Origin of the sequence: Sphingobium rhizovicinum (assembly GCF_042647625.1) — a bacterium.
In the GTDB taxonomy this organism is placed as follows: Bacteria; Pseudomonadota; Alphaproteobacteria; order Sphingomonadales; family Sphingomonadaceae; genus Sphingobium; species Sphingobium rhizovicinum.
This window is the reverse complement of the sequence record NZ_JBHRVU010000004.1, coordinates 3,475,785-3,490,351: the sequence shown is the minus strand read 5'-3', so window position 1 is coordinate 3,490,351 and position 14,567 is coordinate 3,475,785. Positions and strand designations below refer to the sequence as shown.

The 14,567-nt window shown below is 66.3% G+C and carries 13 protein-coding genes; 1 reads left to right on the top strand and 12 read right to left on the bottom strand.

Going from position 1 to position 14,567, the window contains the following annotated elements; genetic code table 11:
• Nucleotide 1: 1 nt before the first annotated feature.
• From ACFOKF_RS18295 to ACFOKF_RS18275, 5 genes are all read right to left on the bottom strand, one after another.
• Nucleotides 2-2,104: a TonB-dependent siderophore receptor gene (locus ACFOKF_RS18295; protein WP_380797472.1), complete on the bottom strand. Its 2,103-nt coding sequence runs from the start codon at nucleotides 2,102-2,104 to the stop codon at nucleotides 2-4.
• Between the two features lie 244 nt (nucleotides 2,105-2,348).
• Entirely contained in the window at nucleotides 2,349-3,428 is a 1,080-nt protein-coding gene (gene dinB, locus ACFOKF_RS18290; protein ID WP_380797470.1) for a DNA polymerase IV, read from the bottom strand.
• Nucleotides 3,429-3,479: 51 nt separating this feature from the next.
• Nucleotides 3,480-4,034, bottom strand: a complete 555-nt coding sequence (locus tag ACFOKF_RS18285) for a hypothetical protein (RefSeq protein WP_380797468.1) — start codon at nucleotides 4,032-4,034, stop codon at nucleotides 3,480-3,482.
• A 6-nt stretch (nucleotides 4,035-4,040) separates the two neighbouring features.
• Nucleotides 4,041-4,565 (bottom strand): YceD family protein, encoded by a 525-nt coding sequence (locus ACFOKF_RS18280; protein WP_380797466.1) that lies wholly within the window; start codon nucleotides 4,563-4,565, stop codon nucleotides 4,041-4,043.
• On the bottom strand, nucleotides 4,562-5,086 hold the full coding sequence (locus ACFOKF_RS18275; RefSeq protein ID WP_380797464.1) for a ubiquinol-cytochrome C chaperone family protein: 525 nt from the start codon (nucleotides 5,084-5,086) through the stop codon (nucleotides 4,562-4,564). The genes ACFOKF_RS18280 and ACFOKF_RS18275 overlap by 4 nt, the downstream gene beginning before the upstream one ends.
• A gap of 163 nt (nucleotides 5,087-5,249) precedes the next feature.
• Here ACFOKF_RS18275 and ACFOKF_RS18270 point away from each other — a divergent pair, with 163 nt between their 5' ends.
• The gene (locus ACFOKF_RS18270) at nucleotides 5,250-5,762 is read left to right on the top strand and encodes an outer membrane protein assembly factor BamE (RefSeq protein WP_380797463.1); all 513 of its coding nucleotides are present in this window, start codon (nucleotides 5,250-5,252) and stop codon (nucleotides 5,760-5,762) included.
• 268 nt (nucleotides 5,763-6,030) lie between these two features.
• On the opposite strand, the gene ACFOKF_RS18265 is transcribed toward ACFOKF_RS18270, so the two are convergent.
• From ACFOKF_RS18265 to ACFOKF_RS18235, 7 genes are all read right to left on the bottom strand, one after another.
• Nucleotides 6,031-7,431: an efflux transporter outer membrane subunit gene (locus ACFOKF_RS18265; protein ID WP_380797462.1), complete on the bottom strand. Its 1,401-nt coding sequence runs from the start codon at nucleotides 7,429-7,431 to the stop codon at nucleotides 6,031-6,033.
• The gene (locus tag ACFOKF_RS18260; protein WP_380797461.1) at nucleotides 7,424-8,326 is read right to left on the bottom strand and encodes an efflux RND transporter periplasmic adaptor subunit; all 903 of its coding nucleotides are present in this window, start codon (nucleotides 8,324-8,326) and stop codon (nucleotides 7,424-7,426) included. Before ACFOKF_RS18260 ends, ACFOKF_RS18265 begins: the two co-directional genes overlap by 8 nt.
• The gene (locus ACFOKF_RS18255; RefSeq protein ID WP_380797459.1) at nucleotides 8,323-8,538 is read right to left on the bottom strand and encodes a DUF1656 domain-containing protein; all 216 of its coding nucleotides are present in this window, start codon (nucleotides 8,536-8,538) and stop codon (nucleotides 8,323-8,325) included. Before ACFOKF_RS18255 ends, ACFOKF_RS18260 begins: the two co-directional genes overlap by 4 nt.
• Nucleotides 8,535-10,598 carry an FUSC family protein gene (locus tag ACFOKF_RS18250; protein WP_380797878.1) on the bottom strand — a complete coding sequence of 688 codons (2,064 nt, stop codon included), beginning with the start codon at nucleotides 10,596-10,598 and terminating at the stop codon, nucleotides 8,535-8,537. The genes ACFOKF_RS18255 and ACFOKF_RS18250 overlap by 4 nt, the downstream gene beginning before the upstream one ends.
• Nucleotides 10,599-10,609: 11 nt before the next feature.
• Nucleotides 10,610-11,053, bottom strand: a complete 444-nt coding sequence (locus ACFOKF_RS18245) for a MarR family winged helix-turn-helix transcriptional regulator (protein WP_380797458.1) — start codon at nucleotides 11,051-11,053, stop codon at nucleotides 10,610-10,612.
• Nucleotides 11,054-11,204: 151 nt separating this feature from the next.
• Entirely contained in the window at nucleotides 11,205-11,507 is a 303-nt protein-coding gene (locus tag ACFOKF_RS18240; RefSeq protein ID WP_380797456.1) for a hypothetical protein, read from the bottom strand.
• A gap of 23 nt (nucleotides 11,508-11,530) precedes the next feature.
• Complete coding sequence (locus tag ACFOKF_RS18235) at nucleotides 11,531-14,416, bottom strand: M16 family metallopeptidase (RefSeq protein ID WP_380797454.1); 2,886 nt, start codon at nucleotides 14,414-14,416, stop codon at nucleotides 11,531-11,533.
• Nucleotides 14,417-14,567: the final 151 nt, after the last annotated feature.

The window sequence follows — 14,567 nt, the reverse complement described above, 5'->3', positions numbered from 1 at the left end:
GTCAGAACTCCACGCTCAGCGTCGCCAGCGCGGTGCGCGGCGGCGCATAATAGGCCTGCCCCCACATCAGGCTGTTGAGATAGCGGGTGTTGGCGACGTTGCGCACATTCACGCTGGCGCGGACATGGTCGACCACCCGTATGCCCGCCATCAGATCGACGACGGCATAGGCTTTCTGCCGCACGGTAAAGCCATCGGTGTCGGTATGGATGCCATTCTGCCAGCGCAATTGTGCCCCCAGCTTCAGGTCGTTGAGCGTCGGCACGACATAGTTGGTCGCCAGCTTGAGCGTCTGGGTGGGCAGCCAGGTGCGCGTGTCATTGCCGTCCTGATCCTCGATGTCGAGCCAGGTATAGCCGCCGCTCAGCGACCAGTCGTCCGTGATATGGCCGGCAATCTCCAACTCGAATCCCTTGGAGGTGGTGTCCACACCGCGATAATAGCTGTCGCCCGACTGTCCAGCCCCATCCGCGCCGAACACGCCGGCAAAATCGGCCAGCCCCTTCTGCTTCGCGCGGAAAATGGCGGCGGTGGCGTAGAGCTTGCCGTCCAGCCATTCGCTCTTCACGCCCGCCTCGATGCTGGTGCCCTTCGCCGGATCGAGCCGGACATTGTTCACATTCACTTCGGTTTGCGGGTTATAAATGTCGGTATAGCTGGCGTAGAGCGAGACATGGCTGTTCAGGTCCAGCACCAGCCCGGCATAGGGGCTGACCTTGCTGTCCTTGCGGTACAGGTCCGTGCCATAGCTGTCGCCGGTGGATTTCAGCCACATGGCGCTGGCGCCGACCACGGCCTTCAAATTATCGGACAGGTTGAGGTGCGCGGCGCCATAGGCGCGGGTCAGCTTGTCGGTGCTGCGCGCCGCCAGATAGGGGGTGGGGAAATCCGGCTCTGCAATCAGCCCCTGTCCCCACTGGCTGACCGCCGGATAGAGAATGTCGTCCGATGCGGAGCCTTCATATTCCCATCCGTCGCGCTTGGCGGTGGACAGGCCAAAGGCCAGGCTATGTTCGCGCCCGAACAGGCTGACCGGGCCGGACGCATAGAAATCGCCCAGATATTGCTTGTAATCGGACGGGTAGATGCCCACCATGCCATGCACGCCCAGCCCCGTCTCCGCGTCGGACAGGCCATAGGCATAGAGCAGCTTGGCATTTTCCTCGAACCTTTTGTAGGTGAAGACGCCCTTGGCTGACCAGCCATTGTCGAAGCTATAGGCCAGCTCGGCAAAGGCCGTGGTGTCGGTCGTATCCCAATAGGTCCAGTCTGCCGATGTCGATGCCGACCGGGGATAGGCGATGCGCGCGCCTTCGCTGTCGACCAGCGGCAAAGCGCCCCACAGCACGCCGTCGCTGTTATTTTCCTGCCGGCTGTACCCGGCGGTCAGCTTCAGCTGCGGCGTCGCCTGCCAGCTGATCATGCCGCCCATCACATCGCGATTATTGCGGTTATAGTCCAGATGGGAGTCGCGCTCCTGATGGGCGTATGTCATGCGCACCGCGACCGTGTCCGTTACCGGCACGGACACATCGCCTTCCGCGCGCCAGAGATCATAGGAACCCAGCTGCACGCTGCCATTGGCGGCGAAATGGTCCAGCGGCCGCTTGCGCACATAGTTGATCGTGGCGGACGGGTTGCCCACCCCGGTCATCAGGGCATTGGCGCCCCGGATCGTTTCGACATTCTCGAACAGCGCGGTGTCCAGGTCGCCAAACTGAATGCCCCAGATCAGCGGCAGGCCGATGCCGTCCAGCTGAAAACTGGTGACGTCGAAGCCGCGGGAATTGAAATAGGTGCGGTCCGTCTCGACCCGCTCCACATTGATGCCCACGGCCTGATCCAGCAGGTCGTTGATGTTGGTCAGCGCGAAATCGGTGATCCGCTCGCGGTTGATGATGCTGACCGACTGGGGCGTCTCGCGCAGCGTCAGCGCCAGACCCGTCGCCGCGCTGGTCGCCTGATTGCCCGCGCCGGTGACGATGATGGTGGAATCGCTCGCCGCTCCGGCATCGGCCTCCGCCAGCGGCGCGGCCAGCGCCGGACCGGCTGGAAGAAGGGCGGCGACGCCGGCAAGCAGCAAGGTGCGCAGCGGACGAGTCATGGGATTCCCCTATGTGGATGCGTTTCGCGCGCCCGCTAGAGGAATATGGTCATGCGAGTCAATCGCATTAGCAACATTGCGCATCTATTTCGCGCTGTAACGCTTATGTTTCCAAAAAATCCGCCCTTCACCTCCTCCGTTCGCTTCGAGCTTGTCGAGAAGTCCGCGCACCCCCTTCTCGACAGGCTCGAACCGAACGGAAATTGCCGGATCAATCTGGCGGCGTCCCACCGCTTGCGCCGCGTCACAGCGCCAGCGGCAATTGCCCGTCCGCCTCCTGCGTTTCTTCGCCCGCCAGATTATGCACGCCCAGCCCCAGCAGGCGCGCGCCCATGCGCAGCGGCAATTGCGCCAGCAGCAATTCGCGCCCCGCCTGCGCCAGCAGATCGGGCGATCGCACCGGCGCGGCAAAGCTGCGCGATCGGGTGATGATGCGGAAATCGGCGAATTTGATCTTCAGCACCACCGTTCGTCCCCATGCCTGCGCCCGTTCGATCCGGGTCCACAAATTGACGGCGATGCGGTCCAGTTCGGCGACCAGCGCCTCCTGCTCCACCAGATCGTCGAAGAATGTGTCCTCCACGCTCACCGACTTGCGCTCCTGCCGCTCGCGCACCGGGCGATCATCCTCGCCGCGCGCCGCGCGATAATAATAGTCGGCCGAACTGCCGAAATGCGCCTGAAGGAATCGCATGTCGCGGTCGCGCAGGTCCGCGCCCGTCTCGATCCCCAGTTCCTTCATCCGCTGCGCCGTCACCGGACCCACGCCATGGATGCGCCGCACCGGCATGGCGGCGATGAAGGCCGCGCCCTCGCTCGGCCGCACGACGCAGACGCCGTCGGGCTTGTTCTGGTCCGACGCCAGCTTGGCGATCAGCTTGTTATAGGACACGCCGGCCGATGCGGTCAGGCCCGTCTCCGCGCGGATCATCCGCCGTATCTCCTGCGCGATCATCGTCGCGGACGCGATGCCCGGCTTGTTCACCGTCACGTCCAGATAGGCTTCGTCCAGCGACAGGGGCTGGATCATGTCGGTAAAGCGGCTGAAAATGTCGCGCACCTGCGCGGATACGGCGCGATACACCTCGAACCGGGGCTTCACGAACAGCAGGTCGGGGCACAGCCTGCGCGCCCGCGCGCCCGGCATGGCGGATCGCACGCCGAATTTGCGCGCTTCATAACTGCATGTCGCGACCACCCCGCGCGGCCCGCCGCCGCCCACCGCAATCGGCAGCCCGCGCAGCGACGGATCGTCGCGCTGCTCCACCGACGCATAAAAGGCGTCCATGTCGATATGGATGATCTTGCGCACGCCCGATTCCATGGCGGCCGCTATGCCACGAATGGGAACGAAAGGGAAACACCCTGATGCGGATCAGTCGACCAGGCGCAGATTGTCCAGCACCGTCTCCAGATGCGCCCGGCTGATCCGGCTCCACACATTATAGGTGCAACGCTGCCCGCCGACCCGCAGATAGGCCAGCGAATGGAGCCGCTTACCCGCCACATTGTCGGCCGGATAGGGCTGCGCTCCCACCACGCCATAGCCGGCGAAGGACGGCGCGGGCAGCGCGGCCAGATCGCGCATCTGGGGCCATTGCCGCGTCAGCCGGTCGCGCTGCCAGCTTGCCGGCTGATCATCCTGCGGCAACAGTCCCGTGCCGGCAAAGCCATAGGCGCTGCGCACGCCCGGCAGGTCGAACGCCACGGCCCAGCCGCCGCCGAAGCTGGCGGGCCGCGCCTTGCCCCGCACGCCGCCATCCGACGCCAGCGCCAGTGGCGCGCACTGCGCGCGGTTTTCCGCCATGTCCCACTGGCTGCGCGCCACGCCTTCGCCGATCAGCGGCGTCCCCGCCGCCCAGCGCGCGGGCGGCGTCCCGGCCTGTGCGACCGATGCCGTCGCCGCCATCATCAGCAAAAGCGCGCGCATCTTTTCCTACTTCTTGTCCTTCAGGCCCAGCAGCGCGGCAAAGGGGCTGGCCTGCTCCTCGCTCAATACGCCCGCTTCCTTAAGGTAGGCGTCGGCGTCTGGCGCACGGGGATAGGGCGTCATCGCCAGCGCCATCGTCTCGGCCACCGCCTCGCCCATGTCCACGATCTGCCCGTCATAGCCGATCGTGTCGCAATCCTCCGCGTCCAGCTCCAGCTCCTCGCCTTCGGGCGCATCCTCGCCCTCCACCACGAAGCGCAGCAGGAAGTCGCTGTCGATCGTTTCGGGCACCGGCACGCCGGTCGCAACGCAGGGCTGCGCCAGCGCCGCGCGCACCCGCCCGCGCGCCATGATCGCGCCATCCTCTTCCGTGAGCGCATAGTCCGCCTCCAGCCGGTCGAGCGCCGACAGGCCGAACCGCCGGGCCAGCGCCGCGCGCTCGGCGTCATCGGCGACGATATGGGTGTCGCCGGTCAGGCGCTTGATCTGGTCCGCCTTTACCGGGCGGGAAAATTCGACGGTCATGTTCATCCCATATCTCCCGCGAGCAAGGCGTCGCGCGTCAGGCACCCCAGCCGCATCCAGCGCGCGCGCAACGCGCCCTCGACATGCGCGATCGCCGCGTCCGTCACCGGCGCGCCGCGATAGAGGTTGCGGCGCAGCGCCTCAGCAAAATCCCCCTCTCCGGTCAAGGCGTCGCGATAGGCGCTGATGCGCCCGCCCAGCGCGCTCATCATCCGGCCGACATGCTTGCCAACGACGACATCGCCAATCCCTTCCTGCCGCAACTGCCCGTCCATATCGTCGACGAACAGCTCGGTCAGCCACACGCTGTCCTGCGCCGCGCCCTGTTGTTCCAGCCGGATCAGCACCTGCGCCAGGATGGCGACGATCATGTCGAACCGCCCGTCCAGCGTATCGGGCACCGCCCCGTCCAGATACCAGTGCGGCTGCCGTCCTTCGGCGACGATCGCCTGATAAAGCGGGTGCAGCCCCTCGCGCGGGTCGCTGCGGCCAAACAGGCGCTGGAGGATGGAAGGCGAACGGGTCATCGGCTTGCGGCTTTTTCCAGACGGATCGGGCGGCGGCGCGCCGTCCGAGATTATGCGCCCCTTGCCGGGGCACGCGCATTTCCATATTGATCGCTGCGTCCGCCAATGCAATGGCGACATCAGGTTTCTTGGGTTCGCGGGCAAACCCCCGCAGGAGAAGTTCATGCCTCAGTTCAGCCGCCATTCCCGCCGTGGGCGCGTGATGATCGCCATCGGCCTCAGCGCCCTGCTGCTTGGCACATCGGCCTGCACCCGTCTGCGCACGCATCAGGGCTATCAGGTCGACAAGCTGCTGGTGGATTCGGTTCAGCCCGGCATCGACAATCGCGCTTCGGTGGAAGGCACGCTGGGCCGCCCCAGCTTCGTGTCGCAATTTGGCGAGCAGGACTGGTATTATGTGTCGCGCAACATGCGCGCGCTGGCCTTCTCCAATCCCAAGCCGGTGGAACAGACGGTGCTGCGCGTGCGCTTCGATCCCGCCGGCAATGTCGCGGCGGTCGATCGCATGGGGCTGGAGCAGGTCGCCCATATCTCGCCCTCGGGCGACAAGACGCCGACCTTGGGCCGCCATCGCAGCCTGTTTGACGAAATTTTCGGCAATATCGGCGCGGTTGGCGCCGCCGGCATGGGCGGCGGCAGCGCGGGCGGCCCCGGCGGCGGCCCGAACGGCAGCTAAGCTGTCAGGCTACAGGCCAGCGCAAAACGCACCACGCAAAAAGGGGGCGATCCGCAACAGTCGGATCGCCCCCTTTTTGCGATGCTGTCGATGCGGGGCTTTTAGGGCCGATCGACATTCAGATGATGGCGGAGCGAAAATGGTGAATTTTCGTGACCCTTGAAACGAGTCACGTGCCTCGTTTCAACGGAGCGTACTTAAAGTACGTGAGCACCGGAAGTGCGGAAATTCGCCATTTGCAGCCCGCCAGGGCTGAATGTCGATGGCCCTAGGACCAGCCGCCGCCCAGCGCCAGGAAGATGGCGATCTGATCCTGCACCAGCTGCGCGCGCGCAGCCGCGGCGGAGGCTTCCGCGCTCGCCAGGCTGCGCTGCGCGTCCAGCAGCGACAGGAAATCGCCCCGGCCAAAGCGAAACAGCTTGCCCGCCTGTCCCGCCGACACGCCCGCGCTGTCGCGCGCCCGGTCCAGCGCGCCCGCCTGCTCGGCATTGCGGCGGTAGGTTTCCAGCGCCGTCTCGGTCTGACGCAGCGCCTCCAGCACCGATGCGTCGAAGCCGGCCAGATCGGCCTTCACCTGCGCATCGGCCTGCGCGATCTGCGCCTTCACCACCGGCCGGTTGGGGAAGCGCCAGCTCAGCAACGGCCCCAGGCTGAAGCCAAAGGCCGATCCCGATCCGAAATCCTTGAGCGGCCCGGTCAGCCCCACCGATCCGCCGATGCTGACCTGCGGATAGAGGTCCGCCGTCGCGACGCCCAGCCGCGCCGTATCACCCGCAATAGTGCGTTCGGCCTGCCTTATGTCGGGCCGCCGCCGGATCAGCGCCGCGCCGTCGCCCACCGGCAAAGGCTGGCCCAGCGTCGGCAGCGTCGCGCAATTCTCCACCTCGCGCGGATAGTCGGCCGGCGCCCGGCCCAGCAATGTCGCCAGCAGATAGAGCGCATTTTGTCGCTGCGCCGCAAAGCCGGGCAGCGCCGCCTCGCTCACATCCACCGCCGCCTGCGCCCGGCTGACGTCGAACGCGGTGCCGCGCCCGCCCTTGGCCAGCCGCCGCGTCGCGTCCAGCGTGTCGCGCTGCAACGCCACCACCTTGCGGTTGACGGTCAGGGTGTAATTGGCGGCGCACACCTGCGCATAGGCCTGCGTCGTGGCCGCCGCCACGCTGACGCGCACATAGTCGCGCGCCGCCGTCACCGCCTCCACATCGGCCCCGCTCGCTTCGATCGCGCGCTTGATCCGGCCGTTCAGGTCCAGCGGATAGGATGCCGCCAGCCCCAGATCATAGCCGACCGTGCCGGGCAGATGCTGCGACACGCCCGATGCGCGCGCAATCGTCTCGCCGCCGCTGATCGTTGTCGTGATGTCGCGGCCCGCCTGCGCCTCGCGCAGCACGGCCTGCGCCTTTTCCAGATTGGCGTTCGCGCTGCGCAGGTCGGCATTGGCGCTCAGCGCCTGTTCGACCAGCGCGTCGAGCTGCGGGTCGGCATAAAGCCGCCACCAGTGATCGGGCAGTTCGGCTTGCGAAAATTGCCCGCCCTGCGCCGAATGGAAGGCCCCGGTCGCCCCCGGCGTGGTCGCGGCGGACTGTTCGGGCGGGCGATAATCCGGCCCGGCGGTGGCGCAGGCGGCCAGACTCAGCGCCAGCAGCGGCGCGTAAAGGGGGTTACGCATGGCGGCATTCCCCCGGCTTGGCGTCCTTGCCCGCCGGCTGCACCGTCACGGTCGCGGTGCGGCCGGAAATCAGGCGCAGCCCCGCTGGCACCTTTTCCAGCTTCACCCGCACCGGAATGCGCTGGGCCAGCCGCACCCAGGAAAAGGTCGGCTCGACCGTGGGCAGCAGGTTGCTGGAATCGCTGCGGCTGTCGTCGTTGATGCCATAGGCGATGCTTTCCACCCGGCCATGCACATCCTGCGCCTCGCCCATCAGCCGCACCGTCACCGGCGCGCCAATGCAGACCAGCGGCAGCTTGGTTTCCTCGAAATAGCCTTCGACCCGCACCGAATCGCTGTCGATCAGCGCCATGGCCTGGCTGCCCGCGCCGACATAATCGCCCGGATGCAGGTCCAGATTGGTGACGACGCCATTGACCGACGCCAATATCTTCGTGCGCTTCAGGTTCAGCGCCGCCGCATCGCGCGCGCTATAGGCTTCGGCCAGCGCCGCCTGCGCGGTTTCGACCTTGGCCAGATTCTGCTCATGCGTTTCCGCCGCGACCAGATCGCCCAGCGCCGTGTCGCGCCGCGCCTCGCGCCGCGCCTGTCCCAGCGTCGCCTGCGCACTGGCGATCCGGGCGTTCGCTTCCTCCAGCGCCATCGAATAACGCGGCGTGTCGATCACGAACAGCAGGTCGCCCGCCTTCACCTGCTGATTGTCATGCACCGCCACCGATGTGACGAGGCCGCTAATGTCCGGCGTCACCCGCACCACATCGGCGCGCACCCGCCCGTCGCGGGTCCAGGGGCTGCCCTCATAATGATTCCACATCCAGATCGCCGCGATCGTGGCGGCGGTGACAAGGGCGATGGTGGCGGCGCTGCGGATCAGCATGGTTGTGACGCGGTTCATAAACGGATTCCAAGGGTGGGGACGAGGATGGCGAGGCCGCCCAGGATCAGCACGAAGATGCTGAGGTCGACGACCGCCCGATAGGCGAGGAAGCGATACAGGCCGGCCGCGCCGATCAGGCGGGTGACGACCCAGGCCAGCACCAGCGCGACCAGCGCCAGCAGCAACAGGGTAGGGATGAAGATGCCGCCCAAAGCGATCTCTCCGGTCATGCGATGGCCCTCCGATAGCCCAGCCTGTACCCTGTTGCGTCGGGGAACAGGTTGCGGCGCAGGCTGACGAGGCCCAGCACCGCTTCGCGGCGGATGGACGGGCGGGGATTGGCCGCTAGATCGTCGATCGCCGCATCAATGTCGTTCAGCAGGGCGGGGTCGGCCGGCTGCGGCGCATCCGGGTCCATCTGCCGGTAATGGCGGCTGACGCCCTGCAATACGGTGGCCAGCGGCCCGGTCTGCTGCACCGGCAGGTCCAGCCGCAATTGCCGCAATTCGCCGATGGCGACGCCGGTGCGCAGGTCGCGCAGCGCGTCATACAGCGGCTTGCCGCTGTCCCGCCGGGTGGCGGCCAGACGCGGGGCGAGCAGGGCGATGCGATCGAGCATCCGGTTGATCCAGCCACGCACGTCGGGCGGCGACATTTTCGTTGCGCGATTGGCGATGTCGGTCCATCCGGCCCTGATGGTGCGGCGGATCGCCCGCTCGACCCCGGCCGACTGGAACAGCCCTGCCATGATGATCGCGAACCAGATGCCCACGATCTGCGCGATCGCGCCGTTGATATAGGGGCCAAAGGCGCTGACATAATGGTCGGACAGCAGCACCGGGCTGCCCAGCCCCAGCAATGTCGGCAGCGCGATGCCCATCCAGCGGGGGGAGGCCATCATCGCGCCCAGCAGCAGCAGCATCGGCGCATAGGCCAGCGCCAGCATGCCAAAACCGTCCAGCCGGGGCATGATCGCATAGCCATAGACGGCACCCAGCACGGATGCGGCGATCGTGCCGATCATGAAGCCCTTCAGCGGTGCCAGCGGATTGTCCGACGCGGAAAACAGCGACAGGAATACGCCGGCCAGCATGACGGCGCTGCCGCCATCCTTCCATCCGCTGCCGATCCACAGGGCGCATCCGATGGCGATGGTCATGAACGCGGCAAAGGCGCCGCGCGCCGCCCCAGCGACGTCGCGGTGCATCTCGCGGTTGCGCCGCCCTTCCAGCAGTTCGGCGACGCGCGGCGTCACGGCGGCGCGGCTGTGCGTTTCCATCTGGTCGTGCAGGTCGCGGCAATCGCGATGCACCGCCACCAGCGACGCCAGCCGGGCATAGAGGCTCAGGCGCATCATCTCGCCCCAGTCCATCTGCGCCGACGCCTCCGGCTCCATCGCCATGCAACGCTCGATCAGCGCCTGCGCCCGCTGCGCCCGCACGTCATTGTCGGGCGCGGGCGTGTCCAGCCACCGCCGCACATCGGCGATCAGCGCTTCGACCTGTGGCGGCACAATGCCGTCATGCGCGGCCTTCAGCTGCGCCAGCCGGTCCTCCACCGCCGCGCCCAGCGGCAACAGCATCGACAATTGATCCTGCAACGCGCGGACTGTGCGCACACGCGGGGCAAGGCGGCTGATGTCGAAGGGCAGATGCGCCGACATCTGGTGCAATTCGGTGACGTCCTGGGCCAGCCGGCGGCGTTCGGCGTCCAGCCCGGCGACCGGCTCGATCGCAATCGCGTCGCGCGACCAGCGCTCGGCGTCGCGCAATATCGCCTCCACCCGGGCCAGCAGGACGCCGGTGATCGATCCGGGCAGGATGACGCCATGGATCAGGCTGCCGCACAATATCCCGATCAGGATTTCCTGCACGCGCAGCGACGCCACGGTGAAGATGGTCTGCGGCGTATCGACGTCGGGAAAGACGATCAGGCAGGCGGTATAGCCCGCCAGCACGAACATATAGCCGCGCGGCGTGCGGTCCAGCAGCGACACGAACACGCACAGTCCCGTCCAGCTCGCCATGGCGAGCGACAGCAATTCGGGCGAATTGACCAGCGGCGGCACGACTGCGACCGCGAACATCGCGCCCGTGAAGGTGCCGATGATGCGGAACAGCGCCTTGGAAATCACCGCGCCGGCCATGGGCTGGGCGACGATATAGCTGGTCAGGAACGCCCAATAGGGGCGCTCCAGCCCGATGCTGAAGGCCACGTACAGCGCCAGCATCGAAGCGGCCAGGCATTTGAGGGAAAAGAGCGCGGCGGGAACGCCGAATCTCTCGCTCATCATGTGCAGGGTCACATGCGACTCCGCCGCTCGGCGATGCGTTCGCCCAATATGTCCAGCATCTCCACCATGATCTCGATCAGTTCGTCGGGCACATCGCGCAACAGGTCGTCGCGCAATGCGCCCAGCTGCGCCTCGATCTGGCCGACCAGCTCCTGCCCGGCCGGCGTCAGCGCGATGATGTTGGATCTCTTGTCTTCGGGATGCGGCGTGCGCGCGACCAGTCCGGCCGCCTGCACCTGATCCAGCGTGCGCACCAGCGACGGCTGGCTGATGTCCAGCGATTCGGCCAGTTCCGCCTGCCGCACGTCGCCGCCCATGCGGTCGATGTGGATCAGGCACCAGCCCGCGCTGTTCGACACGCCGAAACGGGCGAGCGCGCTGTCGGCCAGCTGCCGCCACCCGCGCGCGACGGGGGCCATTTTATGCGCCAGCAGGCGCCTCGAATCGATCATTGCCATATCCATTAGGTAGCTAACTAATGGATCAATGCAATCTCACGCGCAACTGTCCACTTCGCTGTCGCATATGCACAAAACGCAATCGGCCCGGACCATGCCGTGCAACATGGTCCGGGCCGATTGTGACTCCGGTCAGGCCGTCAGATCAGGCCCGGCGCGTACCGCTGAACGCCGAAGCGCCGAACGCACCCAGCTGCATCGTGCCGGTAATGGCGTCGCCCGCCACGTCCGCTTCGCACTCCAGCGTCATCGGCATCGGCATGGTCATTTCCATCTTCCAGGTCAGCTTCGCGCCCTCAACCTTGCCGTCGACCACGTCCAGCGATCCCATCATGCCGGCAAAGGTGCCGTTGAAGCGGTCGCCGCTGCTGATGACCGTGAACACGCCCTTCTGGTCGCCCATCGGCGTCTTGGCCACGCAATCATAAGCGCCATCCACATCAGCCATCGTCATTCTCCTTTACGTACCCGTCAATCGGCGAGCGTTCCCATTTCCACCGGCAGGCCCACCGCGTCAAGCTGCGGCCGCACCAGTTTCGCGTCGCCCACCACGACCCAGATCAGCCGGTCGGGATGAATCGCCTCGCGCGCGGCCTTGTCGAAATCCGCCGCCGTCATCGCGCGATAGGTTTTGGGCAGCGTCTCATAATAATCGTCCGCCCGGCCGATCAGGCTGTTGCGCATCATCGCGCTCAGCAGGTCGGACGATGTTTCGAAACTGCCCGGCAGGGACAGGATCTGGCTGTTGATCGTCTGGTTGCGCTCGGCCTCGGTCGTGCCCTTGGTCGTCAGAAACTCGGTCATGTCCTTGCGCAGGGCCAGGATGGATTCGCCGGTCTTGTCGGTCTGGACCGGGGCATAGACCAGCAGGGGAATGGTTTCCTTGACGCCCGACAGCGCCGTGCCCACGCCATAGGCCCAGCCCTTGGTTTCGCGCAGGTCCATCCACAGGCGCGACGTCGTGCTGCCGCCCAGCACTTCATTGGCGGTTTGCAGCGTGACCGGATTGTCGGTGCCCGACTTGTTGGTCAGCAGGCCCGCCAGGATCATCGACTGCGGGCTTTGCGGCTTGTCGATCAGCACGATCTTCGCCGGCCGCATCATGCGATCCATGCGGAACAGCTTCGCGCCCTTCTCGGTCGCCGGGGCCTTCCAGTCGCCAAAGCGCTTGTCCAGCAGCGGCAGCAATTCGGCCAGGCTCGTGTCGCCCGCGACGAAGATGGTCGCATTGTCGGGCCGCATCCACTTGTCATGGAAGGCGGTCAGGTCCGCCCGCGTCACCGCCTTCACCCCTGTCTCGGTGCCCGATCCGGTGAAGGGAATGCCATAGGGATGCGCCTGCCCATAGAGCAGGGGCGGCAGCATGCGCTGCGCGATCGCCATCGGCTCGGTCTTTTCCGCCTTGATCCGGGTCAGCACCTGCCCGCGCAGCCGCTCGACTTCAGCCGGGGCAAAGGCGGGATTGCGGATCACATCGGCCAGCAGGCCCAGCGAGGCGTCCAGATTGGGCTTGAGCGCGAACAGGCCGACAGAGGTGCGGTCCATGCTGTTGCCCGCGCTGATCGACGCGCCCAGCCGCTCCTGCTCCTCGGCGATCTGCACCGACGACCGGGTCTTGGTGCCTTCATCCAGCAGCGCCGCCATCAGGCCCGCCGTGCCCAGCTTCGCCTTGTCGTCCGCGGCATTGCCCGCGTCGAACGCAACCGATATGCGCACCGTCGGCACGGCGCTGCGCTGCGCGAACACGACCTTGATGCCGTTCTTCAGCGTTGCATGCTCGACATTGGGGAAGTCCAGATCCTTGACCGGCTCGATCGGCGGTTCGGCGATCTTCGTCGGGGCCGGCGGCGTTGCGGCCGCCGGGGCCGGCGCATCGGGATTGCGGAAGAAGGCGGGCTTGTGCCCGGCCCCTGCGCCCTCGGCCTTCGCATTGCCCGCCAGCGCATTGTCGGCTGCGGACCGCTCGCCCGGCGCGACGGTCAGCCGCAACACCGGCCGGCTCAGCCATTTGCGCGCGACTTCGGCCACGCTCTGCGGCGTTGCGGCGGCATAGACGGCCAGATCCTTCTTATATTTGCCCGGATCGTCGGAATAGACCGCGCCCTCGGCCAGCGTCACCGCCTTGCCGGAAAAACCGCCGACCTTCTCCAGCCCCGAAATCGTGCCCGATGCCTGCCCGGTGGCCGCGCGCAAGACCTCGTCAGCGGTCGGCCCCTTGGCCAGATAGTCGGCCAGCAGCGCGTCCAGCCGCTTGCCCACCGCCACCGGGTCCACGCCCGGCTTCACATCGACGGTGATCTCGGCAAAGCTCAGCTTCTCGAACGGCTGGATGCTGGCCTTGACCGCAACGGCGACCTTCTCGTCCCGCACCAGCGCATTGTCCAGTCGCGAAGATCCCAACCCGCCAAACACGGTCATGGCCAGATCCAGCTGCTGCAAATCGGCCGAATTGACGCCGGGCACCACCCAGTTGCGATAGAGGCGGGTGGCCGCGACATTGTCATGCATCGTCAGCTCGACATCCTTGGGCAGGGTCGGGACGCTTGCATCGACATCCTTGGGGGCCGGGCCGGCCGGGATATTGCCGAACCACTTCTCCACCTTGGCCCTGGCGGTCGCGGCGTCGATGTCGCCGGCCAGCACCAGCACGGCGTTGTTCGGGCCATAATGGGTCTTGAACCAGCTCTGCACGTCGGCCAGGCTCGCGCCATTCAGGTCCGCCATCGAACCGATGGTCGAATGGCGATAGGGATGGCCTTCGGGCAGCAGCGCCGCCAACTGCGCATATTCGACCAGGCCATAGGGTTCATTTTCGCCCGACCGCTTTTCATTCTGCACCACGCCGCGCTGGGTATCCAGCTTCACCTGCGTCACCGCGCCCAGCAAATGGCCCATGCGGTCCGATTCCAGGAACAGCGCCCGGTCGAGCGCGCCGGTCGGCACCGTTTCGAAATAGTTGGTGCGGTCGAACCAGGTCGTGCCGTTCCAGTCGGTCGCGCCAATATCCTCCAGCCGCCCGAAGAAGGGACCGTCGGCATTTTCCGAGCCATAGAACATCAGATGTTCGAACAGATGGGCAAAGCCCGTCTTGCCCGCCGGCTCATAGCGCGAACCGACATGATACCATATCGACACCGCCACCACCGGCGCTTTGCGGTCGGTATGGACGATCACGCGCAGTCCATTGGCCAGCCTGAACTCCTCATAAGGAATGTCGACCTTCGACACGAGGCTGGAAAGCGGCGCGGGCGCGGCGCTCGCAGTGGCTCCTTGGGCACGCGCAGTCGCCGGCATCAGGGCAAGCGTGGACAGGCCGATCAGCAGGGGCAGCCGGCGCGATAGGGAAGAAAGGGTCATGAAGGGCCTCTGGCAAGAGCTACGGACCATATGGCGACGGACGCGCCACGATGGCCGCACCATAGCGGGGCGTGATAGGCGTGCAATACGCAAAGGGTGGACAGGCGCGATGCAGGGCGGCAATCCTGTCGCCATAGCTCCTTATCCAGAA